Annotated in this window: 21 protein-coding genes and 1 tRNA gene; 6 read left to right on the top strand and 16 right to left on the bottom strand. The window is 56.2% G+C overall.

Translation table 11 applies throughout. The features are described 5' to 3' along the window. Positions 1–89: 89 nt before the first annotated feature. The 5 genes from DHN12_RS13105 to DHN12_RS13125 all read right to left on the bottom strand — a co-directional run bounded on the left by DHN12_RS13105 (position 90) and on the right by DHN12_RS13125 (position 6,472). Positions 90–2,234, bottom strand: coding sequence for an HAD-IA family hydrolase (locus tag DHN12_RS13105; protein WP_108860605.1), 2,145 nt, complete (start codon positions 2,232–2,234; stop codon positions 90–92). 101 nt (positions 2,235–2,335) lie between these two features. Further along, positions 2,336–3,385, bottom strand: a complete 1,050-nt coding sequence (arsB, locus tag DHN12_RS13110) for an ACR3 family arsenite efflux transporter (protein ID WP_108860606.1) — start codon at positions 3,383–3,385, stop codon at positions 2,336–2,338. Next, a complete protein-coding gene (gene arsJ, locus DHN12_RS13115) occupies positions 3,382–4,647 on the bottom strand; it encodes an organoarsenical effux MFS transporter ArsJ (protein WP_108860607.1) in 1,266 nt (421 codons plus the stop codon). The genes arsB and arsJ overlap by 4 nt, the downstream gene beginning before the upstream one ends. Continuing rightward, positions 4,644–5,642: an ArsJ-associated glyceraldehyde-3-phosphate dehydrogenase gene (locus DHN12_RS13120; RefSeq protein WP_108860608.1), complete on the bottom strand. Its 999-nt coding sequence runs from the start codon at positions 5,640–5,642 to the stop codon at positions 4,644–4,646. Before DHN12_RS13120 ends, arsJ begins: the two co-directional genes overlap by 4 nt. Further along, positions 5,639–6,472, bottom strand: a complete 834-nt coding sequence (locus tag DHN12_RS13125; protein WP_108860609.1) for a helix-turn-helix domain-containing protein — start codon at positions 6,470–6,472, stop codon at positions 5,639–5,641. The genes DHN12_RS13120 and DHN12_RS13125 overlap by 4 nt, the downstream gene beginning before the upstream one ends. A 223-nt stretch (positions 6,473–6,695) precedes the next feature. On the opposite strand from DHN12_RS13125, the gene DHN12_RS13130 reads away from it, so the two are divergent. Both DHN12_RS13130 and bfr read left to right on the top strand, forming a co-directional pair. Next, positions 6,696–6,771: transfer RNA gene (locus DHN12_RS13130), tRNA-Thr, on the top strand. 359 nt (positions 6,772–7,130) lie between these two features. Next, positions 7,131–7,616, top strand: a complete 486-nt coding sequence (bfr, locus tag DHN12_RS13135; RefSeq protein WP_108860610.1) for a bacterioferritin — start codon at positions 7,131–7,133, stop codon at positions 7,614–7,616. A 78-nt stretch (positions 7,617–7,694) separates the two neighbouring features. Here bfr and DHN12_RS13140 read toward each other — a convergent pair whose 3' ends face one another. From DHN12_RS13140 to DHN12_RS13170, 7 genes are all read right to left on the bottom strand, one after another. Then, positions 7,695–8,129 carry a hypothetical protein gene (locus tag DHN12_RS13140; protein WP_159090026.1) on the bottom strand — a complete coding sequence of 145 codons (435 nt, stop codon included), beginning with the start codon at positions 8,127–8,129 and terminating at the stop codon, positions 7,695–7,697. 212 nt (positions 8,130–8,341) lie between these two features. Next, positions 8,342–10,270 (bottom strand): 1-deoxy-D-xylulose-5-phosphate synthase, encoded by a 1,929-nt coding sequence (gene dxs / locus DHN12_RS13145; protein WP_108860612.1) that lies wholly within the window; start codon positions 10,268–10,270, stop codon positions 8,342–8,344. Between the two features lie 14 nt (positions 10,271–10,284). Beyond that, entirely contained in the window at positions 10,285–11,151 is an 867-nt protein-coding gene (locus DHN12_RS13150) for a polyprenyl synthetase family protein (RefSeq protein WP_108860613.1), read from the bottom strand. After that, positions 11,152–11,394, bottom strand: a complete 243-nt coding sequence (locus DHN12_RS13155; protein WP_058272726.1) for an exodeoxyribonuclease VII small subunit — start codon at positions 11,392–11,394, stop codon at positions 11,152–11,154. After that, positions 11,391–12,317 carry a histone deacetylase family protein gene (locus DHN12_RS13160; RefSeq protein WP_108860614.1) on the bottom strand — a complete coding sequence of 309 codons (927 nt, stop codon included), beginning with the start codon at positions 12,315–12,317 and terminating at the stop codon, positions 11,391–11,393. The genes DHN12_RS13155 and DHN12_RS13160 overlap by 4 nt, the downstream gene beginning before the upstream one ends. Before the next feature lie 69 nt (positions 12,318–12,386). Then, the gene (locus DHN12_RS13165) at positions 12,387–13,088 is read right to left on the bottom strand and encodes a response regulator (RefSeq protein WP_108860615.1); all 702 of its coding nucleotides are present in this window, start codon (positions 13,086–13,088) and stop codon (positions 12,387–12,389) included. Continuing rightward, the gene (locus DHN12_RS13170; RefSeq protein ID WP_108860616.1) at positions 13,085–13,597 is read right to left on the bottom strand and encodes a MarR family winged helix-turn-helix transcriptional regulator; all 513 of its coding nucleotides are present in this window, start codon (positions 13,595–13,597) and stop codon (positions 13,085–13,087) included. The genes DHN12_RS13165 and DHN12_RS13170 overlap by 4 nt, the downstream gene beginning before the upstream one ends. Before the next feature lie 158 nt (positions 13,598–13,755). On the opposite strand from DHN12_RS13170, the gene DHN12_RS13175 reads away from it, so the two are divergent. From DHN12_RS13175 to DHN12_RS13190, 4 genes are all read left to right on the top strand, one after another. Then, positions 13,756–14,622, top strand: a complete 867-nt coding sequence (locus DHN12_RS13175) for a branched-chain amino acid aminotransferase (RefSeq protein WP_108860617.1) — start codon at positions 13,756–13,758, stop codon at positions 14,620–14,622. 128 nt (positions 14,623–14,750) lie between these two features. Next, positions 14,751–15,701: an AraC family transcriptional regulator gene (locus DHN12_RS13180; protein ID WP_108860653.1), complete on the top strand. Its 951-nt coding sequence runs from the start codon at positions 14,751–14,753 to the stop codon at positions 15,699–15,701. Positions 15,702–15,810: 109 nt separating this feature from the next. After that, entirely contained in the window at positions 15,811–16,176 is a 366-nt protein-coding gene (locus DHN12_RS13185; protein WP_108860618.1) for a hypothetical protein, read from the top strand. Between the two features lie 372 nt (positions 16,177–16,548). Continuing rightward, complete coding sequence (locus DHN12_RS13190; RefSeq protein WP_159090027.1) at positions 16,549–16,746, top strand: hypothetical protein; 198 nt, start codon at positions 16,549–16,551, stop codon at positions 16,744–16,746. A gap of 34 nt (positions 16,747–16,780) precedes the next feature. Here DHN12_RS13190 and cobO read toward each other — a convergent pair whose 3' ends face one another. From cobO to aroC, 4 genes are read right to left on the bottom strand one after another with little or no spacing between them, the layout of a single operon-like run. Then, positions 16,781–17,380: a cob(I)yrinic acid a,c-diamide adenosyltransferase gene (gene cobO / locus DHN12_RS13195; protein ID WP_108860620.1), complete on the bottom strand. Its 600-nt coding sequence runs from the start codon at positions 17,378–17,380 to the stop codon at positions 16,781–16,783. Positions 17,381–17,437: 57 nt separating this feature from the next. Next, on the bottom strand, positions 17,438–18,373 hold the full coding sequence (locus DHN12_RS13200; RefSeq protein WP_108860654.1) for a DMT family transporter: 936 nt from the start codon (positions 18,371–18,373) through the stop codon (positions 17,438–17,440). A 44-nt stretch (positions 18,374–18,417) separates the two neighbouring features. Next, positions 18,418–19,080, bottom strand: a complete 663-nt coding sequence (locus DHN12_RS13205) for an HD domain-containing protein (protein ID WP_108860621.1) — start codon at positions 19,078–19,080, stop codon at positions 18,418–18,420. Further along, on the bottom strand, positions 19,064–20,164 hold the full coding sequence (gene aroC, locus DHN12_RS13210) for a chorismate synthase (protein ID WP_108860622.1): 1,101 nt from the start codon (positions 20,162–20,164) through the stop codon (positions 19,064–19,066). Before aroC ends, DHN12_RS13205 begins: the two co-directional genes overlap by 17 nt. Positions 20,165–20,220: the final 56 nt, after the last annotated feature.

Here is a 20,220-nt window from a genome sequence, read left to right on the forward strand (position 1 = left end):
CGTATGACATTCATTGTTACTGGCCAAAGAAAGGCGCAAGTAATACCCACAATCGCAATCTCGTTGGAGTTTTCGAAGAATGTGGGTGGCTATATTTTAATTTTCTTTCTTTTTCGTAACACAAACTTCAGTAGGGCGTACGAAAAGGGGTTGAGTTGAGATGCATATGCTGCTCGCCACCGACTATTTTTGGCGTTGCGATAATGCGTGTTACGTTCACCAATTCGGGTCAGGCTCTCACCAGTTGTGTCTCCCACTCCATCGAAGATTCTGACATTCTTGAATCTATGGGCGTCCAGGCGGTGCGGCTTTCTCAGAAATTGACGCAAGTCGCGTTCATCTTTCGGCTTGGTATATTTAGATATCGTCTCGGCCGACATTGCCTGGAGTACAGACTCGATAGCTTTCAGCGCGGCATCTTGAATTATTTTCGCGCGCCGGAGGTTGGCCGCTTCCAAGTCGCTGACATCAGCAGTGCTCCAAGATATCTCACCAGAGGCATTTTCTTGTAATCCAAGGACGCTGCCATGATCTGCTGAACAGAAAAACTCAACGATATCCCGAAAATCGGTAAACCAGGAGGCCAATTGGGACGGAAGCCCATTTGATGCTGTATAGCTTTCATAATTCAGACCGCCGCGCCTTAGGATTGATATGGCGTGCGGACTTGTTCCGAAATACAGACCGAAGACATCCGCTTCCGTGCCCACGATCTCGCAAATTGAACGCTGTAGGCTACCGCGCCAGCCGACATCAAACACAGCGGTCTTCGTGCCTGCTGGAAAGGCTGAACGGTAATATTTTGTCAGCACGTCGCGCTCATGCGCGAAAGATTGATAAAAAGCCTCGGGGCTTTCCCTGAGAAGACCCAAGGCCTGTTTGCGTGTCTTTCTCGTGAGTGGCTCTGTTTCACTCAAGCCGTGATTTGCAAAGATTCCTTTTAGGCTTGGTCCGCCTGAGATCTTGTTCAGGAAGTCTTGCAATGTTTCCGAATTCGCCAAGGTCGTATGAAGCATACCACCAATAGTGTCGGGTTCCAGAACAGTGAATGGCAGCGTGAGTAATCGCCTAGACGCAGCTAAGTACTGCGTGTCATATTTGTCTGGCCACAGCAGTTCGAACGCAGCTTTGGGAAACATCCCATCGCGTGCAAGAAAGGCAATTCGCGAGATGCCCTTTTTGTCCATCACCTGCTTCATCCAGATAAGCATCGATGTGATCAATGGCGCGACCATTACGGCCCCGACGGCTTCAAAGTACTGGTCCTCGGATAAAGTGCGGAAGTCTAACTTTTCAGCATCGTAATGATGTGTTTCCAGAAAATTTGCGGAAAAAATCTGAGAGACTGGGCGCGTTCCTGCAAGAATATTGGAATGGTGCTTTGGCTTTGGAGATCTGGCAGGTACGTCCTTGCTAGCCAATAACACGTAAGACTGTATACCTGCGCCGGCGGCCATTTTGCCATCGGCATGTCCGTTGTCGCCGATATGTAAAATTTTTTCTCGTGGAACACCGAAGTGCTCAACCACGTCTGCGAACAGGCTGCCCGTGTGTTTGGTCTTCCCTTGCTCATTCGAAACGAAGACGCGTTCCCAGCCTGTTATTCCTTTTGCCTCCAGAACTTTCTCAAGATAGTCTTGGGGAAGGTACATATCCGATGTTACGACAAGCCTTTTTTGAGTGTTTTGAAGCTGGTCTACCAACTTGTGTCCAAAGTTGGTGGCGTGAAGCAAGTCCATTTCTGTTTCTAGCTCGAGCAGTTTGATCTGCTTCGCTTGTTCACCGCTGCAATTCGTGAGTTGTTGGAAACATCGATAAATCTCGTCTAACGAAACGTCCTCTAGCCCATTGTGCTCTGCGTCTTCCCGGGCCAATTGTTCGGCCGCGACTCGGTAGTCTTTAAAAAACTCGGTTACCTGCTTTGTTTTTTCATGCCCTTCCATGAAACCAAATGTATCGATGGGAGAGTTGCAATGGCGAAAAAGGAGGGTGTCAAAGATGTCAACAGACAGGAAATCGTAATCTCCGATCTTGGAAAGCACTGCGCTACTGGAAGACACATTCATTTTTTTTTTGCGATTGCTTAAAAGAGCCAAAATAATCTCACGATAATTAGGTTTGTCTGACTTGATGCTTGCGTCAGGGATCGGCAAAAGCACTGACTCATTCTTGCGCAGAAACTCGGTGAATGCAGACGACTTATCAAGCTGAAACTGACAGTCGTCCGTTTTCAACAGCTACTGAAGCACGAATAGTACTTCAAGACAAAGCGTTCGTGAACTCGAGTTTTCGGTTCACTTTACGCTTTTGAGTGATCTCCGCGACTGACCATTTGTCAGTTAGAATTGAGTGTTTTTTTAGAGTATTGCGTTTCGACTTCTGGGAACCGCGCCCGCGTACGGTTTGCAAAGGCAACCAGCGACAGCATCACCGGGACCTCTACCAAAACGCCGACCACAGTCGCCAGAGCCGCGCCCGAGTTCAGTCCGAACAGGCTGATGGCCACGGCGACGGCCAGCTCAAAGAAGTTTGACGTGCCGATCATCGCGCAGGGTGCGGCGATCCGGTGTGGCACCTTTAGGGCATATGCTGCGCCGTAGGCCAGGGCGAAGATACCGTAGCTCTGGATCAGGATTGGTATGGCGATCAGGACGATCACCATCGGTTTTGCCAGAATGGTTTGACCCTGCAAGCCGAACAGAATGACGACAGTGGCGATCAAGCCCATGACCGACCACGGTTTGACACGTGCGGAAAATGCGTCGATGGCCTGGGGCGATCCCAAGGTACGCCGCGTTATCAGGCCGGCGATCAGCGGTAATACCACATACAACACAGTTGCCAGAACCAGTGTCTGCCATGGAACCTGAATGTCGGTCACGCCCAGCAGAAAGGCCACGATTGGGGCGAATGCCACCACCATGATCAAGTCGTTCACGGAAACCTGCACCAGCGTATAGGTCGCATCGCCCTTGGTCAGCTGAGACCAGACGAACACCATAGCGGTGCACGGTGCAGCACCTAGCAGGATCAGCCCGGCGGTGTATTGAGCCGCGTCTTCAGGTTCGATCCATGGTGCGAAGACATGCTCAAAGAACAGCACTGCCAAAAAGGCCATGGTGAATGGTTTGATCAGCCAGTTGACCACCAGCGTCACGATCAGCCCGCGTGGCTGGCGTGCAACGCCCGCCACTGCGCCGAAGTCGACGCCGACCATCATGGGGTAGACCATTGCCCAGATCAGCAAGGCCACGACCAGATTGACGCTGGCCACTTCGGCCGAGCCGATCAGTTGAACCAGGCCGGGTGCAACCAGTCCGATCAATATGCCGCCAACCATGGCCAGCGCGACCCAGACGGTCAGGTAGCGTTCGAAGATGCTCATGTATATGCCTCATTCGTCTGGTCGGTTAGTTTGCCGGATGTCAGGGCGGCCAGCGCGACCATAGCAGCAGCGGTGCCCAGAACCAGTGGAAGCCCGCCAATCTGATAGGTAAGTCCCGACAGGACAGTGCCGACCAGGCGGCCAGTCGCGTTGGCCATGTAGTAAAAGCCCACATCCATCGTCACACGCTCGGACTTGGTGAAGGCCAGGATAAGGTATGAGTGCAGCGCCGAATTGACGGCGAAGATTGCCCCAAATGCCAATAGGCCCACAACCAGCGTAACGGTCAGCCATGTCTCGGGGCCGGATGAGAGCAGAACCGCGATGGTCAGGGCAGCAGGCACGCAGAACAGCGCCGCGGCCCAATTCTTGGCGGCGTGGATAAGATCCCCTTCCGGGCGTTCCTTTGCACGCAGGATTTTCGGCGCGCTGGCCTGAACAGCGCCGTAAAGTATGACCCAAACGGCCATGAATGTACCGATCATGAAAAATGCGGCACGGTTGCCATCCTCGGTTCCATCCGAAAGCACCGCGTAGAAATAGATCGGTATGCCGACCACGAACCACACGTCCCGCGCGCCAAACAAGAAGACACGAGCGGCGGACAGCCAATTCACGTTGGCGGATTTCGAGAAGACCTCAGAGAATTTGGCGCCTTTGCGCCCTTTGGGAAACCCGGTCGGCATGAACAGAATGACGGCGACGAGGATTGCGGCAAGTATGATCGCCATTGCCAGAACGGCCCACATAAAGCCCATAGTGGCCAACAGTGCCGCCCCAATCAGAAACCCAAATCCTTTGACGGCGTTCTTGGAGCCGGTCAAAATCGCGACCCAGCGGAATAACCCTCCGCCTTCGGTCGGGGCCAGCAGTTTGACGGCGGATTTTGAGGACATCTTGGCTAGGTCCTTTGCAACCCCACTTGCCCCTTGCACGATCATCACAAACACAACTTTCGCCGGAATTGCCCAGTTAGGGTCTAATTGCGTAAGAACCAGCAACGCTGCAATCTGCAGTGCCAGCCCCGCATAAAGCGTCGAGGTTAGCCCGAACCGCGCCGCGATCCAACCTGCGGCAAGGTTCGTACCCATGCCGGCGATCTCATACAGAACAAACAGATACGCCAGCTGAACCGGCGAGAATCCCATGCTGTGAAAGTGTAACAGCACCAGCATACGCAGGGCCCCGTCGGTCAGCATAAAGGCCCAATAGGCTGCCGTGACCGTGATATAGGCCGGCATACCTTCGGGCCTTTGGGTCACAGCGAGGCACCAACCATTAGGGCAACGTCGACCAGGCGATGGGCGTAACCCATTTCATTGTCGTACCAGGCATAGATCTTCACCTGCGTGCCGTTCACCACCATGGTCGAAGGCGCATCCACAATCGAGGACCGTTCGTCGTTGGTGTAATCGGTCGAAACCAGCGGTCGCGTCTCATAGCCGAGGATGCCTTTCAACTCACCTTCGGCGGCGGCCTTGAAAAGCGCGTTGACTTCTTCGACGGTGGTTTCACGCTCAACCTCGAAGACGCAATCCGTCAGCGAGGCGTTTAGCAACGGCACCCTCACTGCGTGACCGTTCAGCCGCCCCTTGAGTTCCGGGTAAATCAGCGTGATTGCCATGGCCGAACCAGTGGTGGTCGGGATCAGAGAGTTTAAAGCAGACCGCGCCCGGCGCAGATCTTTGGCGGGGCGGTCCACGATGGTTTGCGTGTTGGTCACGTCGTGAATTGTGGTCATCGACCCGTGGCGAATACCAAGGTTTTCGTGGATGACCTTGACCACCGGTGCCAGACAATTGGTCGTGCAGGAGGCCGCCGTCACGATGCTGTGGACATCCGGATCATAAGTGTCCTCATTCACGCCCATAACGATGTTGGCGGTCGGGCCATCCTTGACGGGGGCCGAGACAACAACCTTCTTCACGCCTGCCTCAAAATAGGGGGCCAGCTTGGCCTCGGTCTTGAAGATACCGGTGCAGTCGATCACCACATCGACACCGTCCAGCGGCAGTTCCGCCAGATCCCTGGTGCCGATAAAGGGTAGGCGGGTGCCGTTGATCGTAACGCTGTCGGCGTAATGCGCGAATGCGGCATCCCAGCGGCCATGTACGGTGTCAAACTCCAGCAGGTGCGCGTGCATTTCGGGGTCACCGACTGCATCATTGATCCAGGCGATCTTTACGCCTTTGTCGAGCAGCGGTTTCAAGGCCAGTTTTCCCATCCGGCCCAACCCATTCACAGCATAAGTCGTCATTTCATGTCCTCAGTGGGCGTCCTGCCGATATCATCAACAGCAGTTTGCAATGCGATCCGGTCGAGGCTTTCGACCGGCAAAGACGTAAAGGCCTCAATCCGGCGCTTGAGCGCGCCATATGCATGTTGAAATGCAAGGCTTCTTTCGGCATCCGTTCCCTCGGCCCTGACCGGGTCCGGCATGCCCCAATGGCCACTGATTGGCTGGCCTTCCCAAGCGGGGCATTCCTCATTCGCGGCCTGATTGCAGACCGTGAAGACGAAATCCATCTCGGGCGCGCCGGGGGTTGCAAATTCGGACATGTTCTTGGATCGCAGGATGGATGTGTCATGTCCTTTGTCGTCCAGAACTTGCACGGCCATCGGGTTGAGCTCGGATGTGGGTTGCGTGCCGGCCGAGAAAACGTTGAACCGGCCACCTCCCAGCGTGCGCAGCAGGGATTCCGCAAAAATCGACCGGGCAGAATTGCCCACACACACAAACAAGACGTTGAATTTCCGATCTGTCGCCGCCTTATTTCCCTGGGCAAACGGCATGCAAATATCAGGGCGACCGCGACAGCAATCGACAATCAGATAGTCGAGCATCTGCTGCACGTTTTTCATTTCAATCGAATAGAGCAGAGATGTCCCGGAACGTTCCTGCTTGACCAGCCCGGAACGCTGAAGCGCGTTCAGATAGTTCGACAAGGTGCTGGCCTTCACGTCGAGCTCCGCCGCCAACTCGCCCGCCGGAACACCGTCAGGAAAACGTCGCATGAGCATGCGAAACACAAGGATACGCTGCGGATGACCCAGGATGGCCAATTGGTCTGTTATCTGTTCTATCATATTTCATGAAATATTAAAATAAGACAACCCAGTCAACCGAAAATACATGGCCATCGAAGGTGCGCGTAAGCGTTGGAACAGGCGTGATATTCTTGCTGGAGCGTGGTGATGGAATGGGCTTCAAGCGATCTGAGCTGCGGGAATCACCATCACACACCGGTAGGCGTCCGAGGATATCGAGACTTGCACGCATCTGCTCGAGGGTTTAAAGGAACCGTCGCTTGCCTCAATAGCTCAGCTGGTAGAGCAGGTCCTTCGTAAGGACAAGGTCGGGGGTTCGAGTCCCTCTTGAGGCACCACTTTCCCTTGGATAGTTAAGCTAAACTAGCGGCCTACCTCGTATCTCACTTTTGGTTTGATCCTGCGGGCTATCATCGGATGCTAGCGCAGCTCAATCTCCGTAGCTATTTGCCTGCGTGATTTTGATCCGCAAGGGCCATGCTTGCGATCGGTAAGCAGGTATCAGGGAATCGTATGTGCGGTGGAAAAACGCTTTCAAGTGACGGGTTCTGATTCAAACGAGAATCGTCAGGAAATTTTCAATTACCTGTTTTAAAACAGATATTTGAAGGTTTTGGGTTAAGCTGCTCTGGTGGTAGCATTCAGCTTAAAAAGTTGTTTCCACGCCAATTCTTAGACAAAGCCAAGGAGTTTCATCATGAAAGGTGACAAAAAGGTAATTGAATACCTGAACAAAGCTCTGCGCCACGAACTAACAGCCGTCAGCCAATACTGGTTGCATTATCGCCTGCAAGACGATTGGGGCCTTGGCAGCATGGCCAAGAAAAGTCGAGAAGAATCCATTGAAGAGATGGAACACGCCGACAAACTGATCGAGCGGATCATTTTCCTAGAAGGTCATCCCAACCTGCAAAAACTTGATCCCCTGCGGATCGGCGAAAACCCCCGGGAAACGCTGGAATGCGATCTGGCGGCGGAACAAAGCGCGCGCGCGCTCTACAAAGAGGCGCGGGATGTCTGCAAAGAGGCAGGAGACTATGTCTCGATGGGATTGTTCGAAAGCCTGATGTCGGATGAAGAAGGTCATATCGACTTTCTGGAGACTCAGATCGAACTGTATGATCGCGTCGGACCCGAGCTTTTCGCGCAACTCAATGCAACCAAAATGGAAGACGCCGAATAGTTGGTCGTGTTGGCGACGGTGGCCGCGGGCATTGGGGTTCCTATCAGCGGGAGGCTGCAGGATTAGGGCGTCGTTGCCCTAAGCACATTCCTGCACGCCGAGACCTATCAGGTATTCACCGGTCACGAACAAAAGCTCATTTGGTCCGGCGAACCGCGCTTTGGACATGAACCAGTTTCTGACCGGGTTTGGGTAGTAGCTGGATAGTGACGCGCTTTTCCGGTCGAACTCATCTGCCGTCATCTTCTTTCGGTTCGAGCGATGGGGGCCATGAAAGCCAAAGATCGTCTCGGGCGAAACGCAAACTTCGTCCGCACCCAGCAGCATGGTGCAGCTAGAGTGGCAAAAATCTCCGATGATTTGAAACTGCGCGTTTGTCCGGTTGGCGATTTCGATCTGAACCATGCGATCCACAATCCGCCCACCCGGATCATTGCCAACCTGAATCTCTTTTGAACTTGCCGGCATACTCATCAGAACGAGCGTCGCCAACGCTGCTATCGTGTTTCTCATCCGCCCGCCTGCTCAAGGGTGGAGTTTTCGTTTTTCTTACCATTATCAGAAAAGCGGGCGTGCAGGAACGGCGCGCCGGGACGCAAGTGGTTTCTGTGTTCTCAAGGACTCACCCGAAACCGGATGAATTCGACGGCTTTCCGAAAATTACGCCAAAACGGTGCTTACGGATTTTCAAACAACGGTGAAATTCAGTTGGTTAGCGTCGTGCCTTAGGCGCGTTTTTCGCCGATGGTTGCCACACCCAGAACGGATAGCACTTTGGCCTCGATTTGCTCGGCATTCAGGCCCGCTACTGTATACATATCTGCGGGGTTGGCCTGGTCGATAAAGGTATCAGGCAGAACCATCGAGCGATACTTGAGACCCTGGTCAAAGACGCCTTCATCGGCAAAAAGTTGGGCAACATGGCTGCCAAAGCCGCCTATGGCACCTTCCTCAATAGTGATCAGCGCCTCGTGGTTGGCGGCCAGATCCAATAACAGGTCGCGGTCCAAGGGCTTGGCAAATCGAGCATCAGCGATAGTGGGGGTGATCCCACGCGCAGTCAAAGCTTCGGCCGCCTTCTGTACTTCGGCCAGCCGTGTCCCGAAGGACAATAGTGCGACCCGCGCGCCTTCTTGGATGATCCGGCCTTTGCCGATTTCCAGAACCTCGCCACGTTCCGGCAAGTCGACGCCGACACCTTCGCCGCGAGGATAGCGGAAAGCAATCGGGCCTTCATTATGCGCGACGGCTGTGGCCACCATATGCACCAGCTCGGCCTCATCCGCCGCGGCCATGACCACGATGCCGGGCAGGTTGGACAAATAGGCGATATCGAACGACCCCGCATGGGTCGCGCCATCCGCGCCCACCAACCCTGCACGGTCGATCGCAAATCGAACAGGCAGGCGCTGAATGGCTACATCATGCACGACCTGATCGTACCCGCGCTGCAAAAAGGTGGAATAAATTGCGCAGAAGGGCTTCATCCCGCCGGCGGCAAGTGCGGCGGCGAAGGTCACGCCGTGTTGTTCGGCAATCGCCACATCGAAACAGCGTGAAGGGTAGCGTTCCGCAAACAAGTTCAGCCCGGTGCCGTCGGGCATCGCAGCGGTGACAGCAACGATTTTGTCGTCGCGCGCGGCCTCTTCCACCAGCGTTTTGCCAAAGACCGATGTGTAAGACGGTGCGTTTGAGGGTGCTTTCTTCTGCTCGCCCGTGACGACGTCAAACTTCGCTGTCGCATGGCCTTTGTCGCGGGCCTGCTCGGCTGGGGCATACCCCTTGCCCTTCTTTGTCAGCACATGAATGAGGATCGGGCCCGTGGCGCGGGCCTTGACCGTGCGCAGGACAGGCAACAGCTGATCCATATCGTGCCCGTCGATCGGACCGAGATAGGAAAAGCCCAGCTCCTCAAACAAAGTGCCGCCCACGGCCATGCCCTTGAGCATCTCCTTGGCGCGTTTTGCCCCCTCGCGGAAGGGTTCCGGCAACAGGGACACCGCACCCTTGGCAGCGGCTTTCAGATCATGGAACGGCTCTTCAGCGTAAATTCGGGACAGGTAATTGGACAGGGCACCAACCGGCGGTGCAATGCTCATTTCATTGTCATTGAGAATGACGATCAGGCGTTTCTTCAGGTGTCCGGCGTTGTTCATCGCCTCAAAGGCCATGCCTGCAGACATTGAACCGTCACCGATCACGGCAATCGCGTCACCCAATCCCTCGGGCGTCACACCGCCCAGATCGCGCGCAACGGCAAACCCCAGCGCGGCACTGATCGAGGTTGAGCTGTGTGCTGCGCCAAACGGGTCATAGGGGCTTTCGCTGCGCTTGGTGAAGCCGCTCAGCCCGTCCTTCATGCGAAGCGTACGGATACGGTCGCGCCGTTCGGTCAGGATTTTGTGTGGATAGCACTGATGACCAACGTCCCAGATGATCTTGTCGCGCGGCGTGTCGAACACGGCGTGCAGGGCGGTCGTCAATTCGACCACGCCCAGACCCGCGCCCAGATGTCCACCGGTGACGGACACGGCCGATATTGTCTCGGTCCGCAATTCCTGCGCCACCTGATGCAACTGCGCGTCCGAAAACTGCTTGAGATCCGCAGGGCGGTTCACAAGGTCCAGTAGGGGCGTATTCGGGCGGTCAGACATGTGGCGTTCCTGGCTTAGCTGTCCCGGGCAATAACGAAGCGTGCCGCGTCCTTCAAGGTTTCAGCCTTGGCACCGTATCCATCCAGCGCGGCGCAGGCCTGATCAACCAGTTCTGCGGCGCGGGATTTCGCGGCGTTCAGGCCCAAAAGCGAAACAAACGTGGCCTTGCCCGCCTCGGCGTCCTTTTGCAATCGTTTGCCGGCCTTCTCGGCATCACCTTCAATATCCAGAATGTCATCAGCGATCTGAAAAGCAAGGCCAAGCGCCTGGGCATATTGGCGCAAGGGTTCGGGATCTGCCTGGGCCAAACGCGCACCGGCGCAGGCGGACCATTCAATCAGAGCACCGGTTTTGCCAGCCTGAAGTGTGGTGATCTGCTTCAGTGTCAGGGGCGCGGCTGCTGTTTCAGCCGCCATATCCAGCGCTTGCCCCAGCACCATTCCTTGCGCACCGCTTGCTTTGGCCAGGGTTAGAGCCAATTCAGCACGAACCTCTGCATTTCCGACCTCGGGCCGGGTACACAGCTCAAAGGCCAATGTCTGCAGGGCATCACCGGCAAGAACGGCGGTGCCTTCGTCCCACTTTACGTGCACAGTCGGACGTCCACGTCGCAGATCGTCATCGTCCATGCAGGGAAGGTCATCATGGACCAGCGAATAGGCGTGCAGGGCTTCGATTCCTGTCGCAGGCCAGATTGCCTGAGTTGTGTCGATGCCATGCATCCGCGCGCTTTCCATCACCAGAAACCCACGCAATCGCTTGCCGCCCTGCGTGGTGTAGGCCATCGCCCGGGTAACATCCAATTCGTCCAACGCGCTCAGGACCAGATCGAACTGAGCCTGAATCCGCGCGGCATCCTGCGCCAGAATTTCCTTGAACATTTACTGACCTTCGACAGGCGTCGTCCCGGTTGGCTGCCCATTGGCATCCAAAGTAATGGCTGCGACCTTTTCTTCAGCCCGCTTCAATTCGTCTTCGCAGCGTTTCTTCAACGCGGCACCGCGCTCATACAGCGCAATGGACTGATCCAGCGCCACGTCCCCACGCTCCAGCTGGCCGACAACGGCCTCAAGCTCTTTCATGGCTTGTTCGAATGTCATCTGATCAACAGGAGTATCGGTCATCGGGCTGCCTTCATCAGTTCTTCCACATGGGCACGAGTGGCCTCGGCAAGGGCGTTCAGATCATACCCGCCTTCCAAAGTCGAGACGATACGGCCTTCACACAGGTCATCGGCGATCTTGCACAGTTCGGCGGTGATCCATGCAAAATCGCCTGTGGACCAGTTCAGATTGGCCAGCGGATCGTCCTGATGTGCGTCAAAGCCTGCCGAGATGATGATCAGTTCCGGCTTGAATGCGCGCAGTCTCGGGAAGGCTTGCGTTTCGTAAGCTGTCCGCATCTCGGCCCCACCTGTGCCGGGCGCCAGCGGGATGTTCAAAACGGTTTCATAGGCACCGGTCTCATCCGGACGACCCGAACCAGGCCACAATGGCATCTGCTGGCTGGTGATCACCAACGCGCGGGCCTCCTCCCACAGTAAGTCCTGTGTGCCATTTCCATGGTGAACGTCGAAATCCACAACAGCAACACGCTTCAATCCGTGATGATCCAATGCGTGCTTGGCCGCCAGCGCTGCATTGCCAAACAGGCAGAAGCCCATCGCTGTTTCCGTTTCGGCATGGTGACCGGGCGGGCGGATCGCGCAAAAGGCATTCTGAGCTTCGCCGCCTAAGACCATGTCTACCGCACGCACAACCGCACCGGCAGCCCGGTAAGCCGCGTCCACCGATCCCGGAGACATGAACGTGTCCCCGTCAATCTGTTTGAACCCGTCGGCAGGTCTTGCCTCACGGATGTTGCGGACGTGGCTTTCAGGATGCACACGCAGCAGGTCGTCATCTGCGGCCATAGGGGCCGTCACGCGCTTCAGGTCCAGCCCTTCCAGCGCATGCAGGATATGTTCCAACCGCGCCACCCTCTCGGGGTGACCTTGCGGTGTCACGTGATCAAGGCAATCGGCGTGGGTCAAAAGGGCGGTTGTCATCAGGATCTCATCTTCATCAGGCCAAAAATATCCTCGCCGAAGGCATGAAAGCGCCGCGCAGCGGCTAAATCAATCCGGCGCCAACATATATCCGGCGCCGCGTACGGTCTGCAGATAACGCGGCTGCTTTGGGTCCTGTTCGATCTTGCGGCGCAGACGGGTGATCTGAACATCCACCGCGCGTTCTTGCGCCTGACCCTTGTCGCGACCCAGATCCTCGACCAGTTTGGTGCGGCTGATCGGCTCTCCTGGCTGGGCCGAGAAAATCTTCATCAACTGGCTTTCGGTCGCCGTCAAACGTACCGGGTCTTCGCCTTGCCACATCTCGCCCCGTTCGATGTCGTACCGGATCGGGCCAAGGTGCAGTATCTTCGCCGTCGCATCCTGCGCCGGGGTTTCCGGCATCCGCCGCAGGATCGCATTGATCCGCAACAACAGCTCTTTCGGCTCGAACGGTTTGGCCAGGTAATCATCTGCACCGGCCTCAAGCCCGGCAATGCGATGCTCGGTTTCGCCGCGCGCGGTCAACAGCAGGATCGGAGTGGTATGGGTCTCGCGCAGCGCTTTGGTCAGGCTGACCCCATCCTCGCCTGGCATCATCACGTCCAGCACGATCATGTCGAAATCCAACCCCAAAAGCACTCGCCGCGCATGTGCTGCATCCCGAGCAGCCGTGACCAGAAATCCGTTCCGCATCAGAAACTTCTTCAATAGATCGCGAATGCGCTCGTCATCGTCGACGATCAGCAGATGGGCATCCATTTCGTTCATGAGGTGGTATCCCGCAGTTTCGTATAGGCATGACGCATATCAGCATCCATCATCGCTTCAAGCACTTTACGAAACCCTGACACAGCCTCGGGTCCCGCCTTTTTATACGCGGCGCGCATTCGGACGCGCTGGGCCTCAGACAGTTTGGCCTCTAGCGCCTTGCCCTGTTCTGTCAGAAATAGGTGTCTTTCGCGTTTGTCCACTGATCCGACCCGGCTTTCGACCAGACCGTCGTCGATCAACGTCCGCAAAACCCTGTTCAGAGACTGTTTTGTCACGCCCAGAATGGCCAGAAGGTTATTGACCGTCGTCCCCGGCGCGCGGTTGATGAAATGGATTGCCCGGTGGTGCGCCCGTCCATAGGCCATTTCGGTCAGGATGCGATCAGGATCTGCGGTAAAGCCGCGATAGGCGAAAAACATCGCCTCGATCCCCTGCCGCAACTGCTCGTCGGTCAAAAATAAAAGGCTCTCGCCACCAAAGGCTGGGGCGGGGCGGGTTTCCGACATAGTATGCCTCATTCGTTACTCGACCCGAGTTTATGTCAGCGTTATTGACATTCCAAGAGTGGACGGGTATCGAATCGCTGTTTTTGCGCAACTTTATGTCCGATGTGGACTTAATTTACGCAACAATCGAAAATTGATCCCATGTCAGGAGGTTTCGCATGGCGGGGTATGATGATCGTGATGGCGTCATCTGGTTGGATGGCAAACTGGTGCCCTGGCGCGAAGCCAATGTGCATATCCTGTCCCACGCGATGCACTATGCGTCTTCGGTGTTCGAAGGTGAGCGTGCTTATAACGGCAAGATTTTCAAAAGTCGCGAACATTCTGCGCGTTTGATTGCCTCGGCCGAAGCGTTGGACATGCCTATGCCCTATTCGGTGGACGACATCGAGGCCGCCAAGGAAGAAGCGCTGAAAGCCAGCGGCCTGCAGGACGCCTATGTCCGTGCGCTGGTCTGGCGTGGCTCGGGGGAAGACATGGGGGTGGCATCAGCCAAGAACCCAGTCCGGATGGCCGTCGCCGTGTGGCCTTGGGGCGCCTACTATGGTGACGCCAAGATGCAGGGCGCCAAGCTGGATATCGCGGAATGGAAACGCCCCAGCCCGGAAACCATCCCGGTGCACGCCAAGGCGGCGGGTCTTTACATGATCTGCACCATCTCGAAACATAAGGCCGAGGCCAAGGGCTGCTCGGACGCGCTGTTTATGGACTGGCGCGGTTACGTGGCCGAGGCGACAGGCGCAAACGTGTTCTTCGTAAAAGATGGTGAGGTTCATACGCCTCTGGCCGATTGCTTCCTGAACGGGATCACCCGTCAGACCGTCATTCAGATGCTGAAAGACAAAGGTATCACCGTCCACGAGCGCCGCATCAAGCCCGAGGAAATGGCGGATTTCGAACAGTGCTGGTTGACCGGGACCGCAGCTGAGGTGACCCCGGTGGGCCAGATCGGCGATTATACGTTTGAGGTCGGAGACCTGACCCGGGAGATCGCCGCCGATTATGAGGCGCTTGTCCGCGCCTGATAACACTCAGATGCATTGACAGAAGCCCTCGCGCTATCGCGGGGGCTTTGTTATTGCCGCTAGTGCATAAAGACTTGCAGATCGTCCGCATGGCTGGACGAACGCGTAGCCGCGTCTATCTTAAACCAATGTTGGATCTGCTTAGCGATATTCTCACCCGTCTGTCCTTGAAGGGCACGTTTTACTTTCGAACCTCTTTCACGCCGCCCTTTGGTATACAGGTGCCGGCCTATCAAAATGTGGCCAGATTTCACTTTGTACAGCGCGGAGAGCTGAAAGTATTCGTCTCTAACACAGGACAAACCTTGCGATTGAAGCAAGGCGACCTGATCGTTATCCCGCACGGATCCGCCCATGCACTACTGTGCAATGAGGTTCAACCGCTGGATGCCCTGCCGCTTGAACAGGTGTTGAAAGAGGCCGGGTACAAGGGCGACGGGGTGCTGATCTATGGTGGCGAAGACAAAAGTCGCGACACGCAATTGATCTGCGGTCATTTCTCTTTCACCGGACCTCCGGGGCGACAGGGAACAGGGCATATGCTGATTGATCGGCTTCCCCCATACATCCTGATCGAAAACTATGGCGAAGAAGCCGGAGCTTGGATCGAAGCCACCCTGCGTATGATCGGGTCCGAGATCAACGGCGCGCGGATTGGTGGTGACCTCATAGCGCTGAAACTGTCCGAAGTCCTGTTCGCGCAGGCCATCCGCGCCCATCTTGAACATCAAAGCCCCAGCGACACCGCGCTTGCCGGGTTTGCTGATTCCCGCATTTCGCGTGCATTGACTGCGTTTCATCATTCGCCCGCGCAAGAGTGGAGCGTCGAGTCTCTGGCACGTGAGGCCGGAATGTCTCGCACTGCGTTCGCACAGCTATTCTCAGAAAAGATGGGGACAACGCCCATGCAATATCTGACCGATTGGCGGATGCAGATTGCGTGTCACGGATTGACTGAGGCCCGTTGGAACGTGGCCGATGCCGCGGCCGAGGTCGGCTATGCCTCGGAAGCCGCCTTTTCGCGGGTATTCAAGAAGCAGGTTGGCGTATCGCCAGCCGCCTATCGATCAATGCACTGATCGAATTGAAGCTCTGGACGATCTGCAACGTTTCACGAACGATCCGGAATTAAACGTTCCGAGTTTCTTTCCTAGCTTGAGGTTGTCTCATATCAGGAAAGGAACTCTCATGTCTCTCCGCTTTGTCACCCGCAATATTCACGCCTATCTGGATTACCCTGTTGCCTTTGCGCTGATGGGGCTGCCCTTTTTGCTTGGACTGGGGCAATCCAACCCGATGGCGTTGTGGCTGTCGGTCGTTACCGGCGTCGCGGCGTTTGTCCTGACGGTGTTGACGGATCACCATTTGGGGATCTGGCGCGTTCTTCCCTACAACTTTCACTTGGCGGTCGATCTGCTGGTCGGCGTCGTTTTCCTGGCCGCGCCCAGCCTGTTTGGGTTTTCGGGAATGGATGCGATCTTTTACTGGCTGAACGGAGCTGCGGTGGTCGCCGTCATCTCGCTTAGCGCGCCAGAGCAGGGTGTTACTGCTTGAACCTGACGCACGTTGGGTTCACCGCAACAACGTGAATTTCAAAATCCCAGAGCCGCTTGTTTCACCGGCAGGCGGCTCTCTGGTTTGTTTATTGCGCCGTGTACCGGCATATAAGGCCCTAAAAAGGGAGATTTCAGGAAATTGGTTTTCGCAAAACGCCTGGAATAATTTCGTTCACCGCCGTTCAACTGCGGGGCAATCCAGGAAGTGTTATTTTGATCTTGCAAATTCCGACAAAAATAATCAGATAAAGAACAAGGCCAGATGTGTTAGCATCCAGCACTAGGTTTCGAGGCGGTCTGCGGACTTAGCGTATAGCCTAGTGAGAGCGCGCCACCGCCTCGGAAACGACACGCGCAACAGGAAATGACGATGGGTGACCCACTTGACGAAATCATGGCACGGCACGAAGCGGCCACCGCTTGTGGATGTTGCTGTGACGACGATTACTGCGCCTATGTCGACAAGCCCAAGGCAACCAAAGGCGACGGGGATGCGCAACCACTGCCGGACAGCGCCGCCTGCCGACGCGGGTCAGTTAGGTTTCTCAACGAAAATCCGCCAGCGTAACAGCCCCTGAGTGGGGCTGTTTAGACTTTGATCCTCAGAAATCCACGCCGCGCTGGGCTTTGATTCCGGCCTGAAACGGGTGCTTTTCCTCGGTCATTTCGGTGACCAGATCGGCATAATCGCGCAGCCCCTGCGGCGCATCCCGACCCGTCAGAAACACGCTGGTCTTGTCAGACCGCTCTTTCAGTCCATCGATCACCTGTTCGACCGACAGGTATTCGTATCGAAGCGCGATGTTGATCTCGTCCAGTACGACCAGATCGTAGTCACCGCTGGACATGAGGGCGCGTGCCTTGTCAAAGGCAGAGTTTGCGGCGGCGATGTCACGCTCGCGGTCCTGGGTATCCCAGGTGAAGCCTTCACCCATCGTGTGCCAGGTCACCAGACCGCGTTCTTCGAAAAAGAGACGTTCGCCGGTTTTCCACTTTCCCTTGATGAATTGAACAACGCCGACCTTCTGGCCCCAACCCAGCGCACGGATCACGACCCCGAACGCGGCCGAGGACTTACCCTTACCCTTGCCAGTGTTGATAAGCACCAGCCCGCGGTCCGGATCAACTGCCTCGGACACTTTCTTGCGGTGCTGGGCTTGCACCTTTTGCATCTTTTCCTTGTGATCCTGTGCGTCGTTCATGGGAAACCCTCATCTTGTGTTGGGCTCACCCTAGGGGAAGTTCTGCAAAGGTAAAGGTCAGGCTTTGGGATCCGTGACCGCGCGTGCCTTGCCGCGCTCCAAGCCCAGTTGATGTTCGCGCCAGATCACCACGACGTTACCGACAATCACCAGCGCCGCTCCGGCCAGCATGACCAGTGTTGGCAGTTCACTGAACCAGACATAGCCAATGACGATGGCAAACAGCATCGAGGTGTAATCATAGGGCGCCAGCATCGAAGCCTGCCCAAACCGATAGGACGAAGTCACCAGAATCTGCGCCACACCTCCGATCAGACCAGCCAGAATCAAAAAGCCTGCCTGTTCCCATGTTGGCATGACCCACCCCCAAAAGATGGTCAGCCCGGACAGGATGGTCGCGGTCATCGAGAAATAGAAGACAATGGCCGCAGGATGGTCGACTTGCACCAACTGCCGGATGTGGATCTGCACAAAGGCCCGGGCAACGGTTGCGCCCAGAATACACAATGCGCCGAAGGTCGCAGCAGCTTCCATGTTGTTGCCGCCCAGTCTGGGCCAGATCATGATCAGGACACCCAAAAGCCCGATGGACACGGCGGCGATCCTGATCTTTCGGATACGTTCACCTAGCATCACAGCGGCAAGGATCAGGGTGAAAATCGGGGTGGCATAGCCAATCGCTGTCGCTTCGGGCAGCGGGATCAAGCCAAGGCCGGTAAAAGTAAGCCCCATCGCCGTGGTGCCCAGCACGCCGCGCCAGAAATGACCCGAGGGTTTACGGACTTTGAACCCTTGCGCCAATTCTCCGCGCGCCATGAGCCAGATGACAATCACCGGAATGGCAAAGAGGGATCGGAAAAACACCATCTCGCCGGGCGGGAAGTGGTTGGACTGCGCTTTGACTATCGCCGCCATGACCGTGAACAAAAACACCGCGCTCGTTTTTAGAGCGACGGCCAGCAAAGGTCGATGCGATGTTAAGGGTTTTGCCATCGGCGCGAAACTGCGCTTTTGGCGGGGAAAGATCAACGCGTCGTTTACAGATTCGTCCAATCGGTCGGCAGTGGGCTGCCGATCTCTTGCGCGAACTCTTCCAGAAAGCGGATCATGCGTGTGATTCTGCGCTGCGCGATCTCTTTGCCACCCTCGGTCAGCATATCGCCAGGAAGGCCCAGTAGTTTGACCTTCCAGTGGTCGATTGAAAAATGCAGGTCGTCCAGCGGGCGGCTGGCAGCAAAGGGATCTGCCGGGTCATAAAGCGACCGTCCCAAAGCACCGGAGACTGAGAAATTCCGGGCAACTCCAATCGCGCCCAGCGCGTCCAGCCTGTCGGCATCGCGCAGAATGCAGGCTTCGAGCGTTTCCGGCTTGATGTTGGCCGAAAAACTATGTGCCTCGATTGCATGCTTGATTGCGTGTATCTGACCTGCAGAATAGCCCAAGCTTAGCAAAATAGACTCTGATTCTTCGGCCGATCGGCGCGATGCCAAATGGCGGTCTGGGTCGTCCTTGGACAAATTTACCAGATCATGCAGATAAGCGGCGGCCAGCAGCACCGGCATGTCGGTCTTGTCGTTTGCAATGGCCTGTGCGTTTACCCAGACCCGGTCCAGATGGGCCAGATCATGCGCAGGGTCGGTTTCCATACGTTGCGCAACGACGGCCCGCAGGCGCGTGCGCAGATCAGCCGATCCGTCCACGGTTCTCTCCGATCTGGCCGCGATGTAGCAGCAGGTGGTCGAGGATCACGCATGCCATCATTGCCTCACCCACCGGAACGGCACGGATGCCTACGCAGGGGTCGTGACGGCCTTTGGTGATGATCTCGGTCTCTTCGCCTGATTTGGTGATGGTCTTGCGTGTGGTCAGAATGGATGAGGTAGGCTTGACAGCAAACCGCACAACAACGTCTTGTCCAGTCGAGATACCGCCCAAGATACCGCCCGCGTGGTTTGAGCTGTATTGCGGGCCGTTCTGGCCCATGAAAATCTCGTCCGCATTGGCTTCGCCCGTCAGTTCTGCTGCAGCCATGCCTTCGCCGATCTCAACGCCTTTCACCGCGTTGATCGACATCATCGCGGCGGCCAAATCAGTGTCTAACTTGGCGTAAACCGGCGCGCCTATGCCTGCCGGGACGCCGCGGGCCACAACCTCGACAATCGCACCAACCGAGTTCCCGGATTTGCGCAATTCGTCTAGGTAGTTGGCCCAGTCTTCGGCGGCTTGTGCGTCCGGGGTCCAGAACGGGTTCTGTTCAATCTGGGACCAGTCGAAATTGCCCCGGTCAATCTTGTGCGGGCCGATCTGGGTCATGTATCCGGTAATCTGTACATTGGGCGCGATTTGCTTGATCGCTTCACGCGCCAGTCCGCCCGCCGCCACACGCGATGCGGTTTCCCGGGCCGAACTGCGCCCGCCGCCGCGATAGTCACGGATGCCGTACTTCTGCCAGTAGGTGATATCGGCGTGCCCGGGACGGAACTTGTCCATGATATCGCCGTAATCTTTTGAGCGCTGATCGGTGTTCTCGATCATCAGCTGCACCGGTGTGCCCGTTGTTTGGCCTTCGAACACGCCCGACAGGATTTTGACCTGATCTGGCTCGCGCCGTTGGGTGGTGAACTTGTTCTGACCCGGTTTGCGCTTGTCCAGCCACTGCTGAATCATCGCCTCGTCGATCGTAACACCCGGAGGGCAGCCATCGACGGTCGCACCCAATGCGGGTCCGTGGCTTTCACCCCAGGTGGTGACGCGGAAAAGGTGGCCAAAACTGTTCATCGACATGGGGCATGCTCCTTTGCGCGTCGTGATTAGCGGGCAAGGCCCTTGGCCTCAAGCGG

The organism is Ruegeria sp. Alg231-54 (assembly GCF_900143525.1).
Taxonomy (GTDB): Bacteria; Pseudomonadota; Alphaproteobacteria; order Rhodobacterales; family Rhodobacteraceae; genus Ruegeria.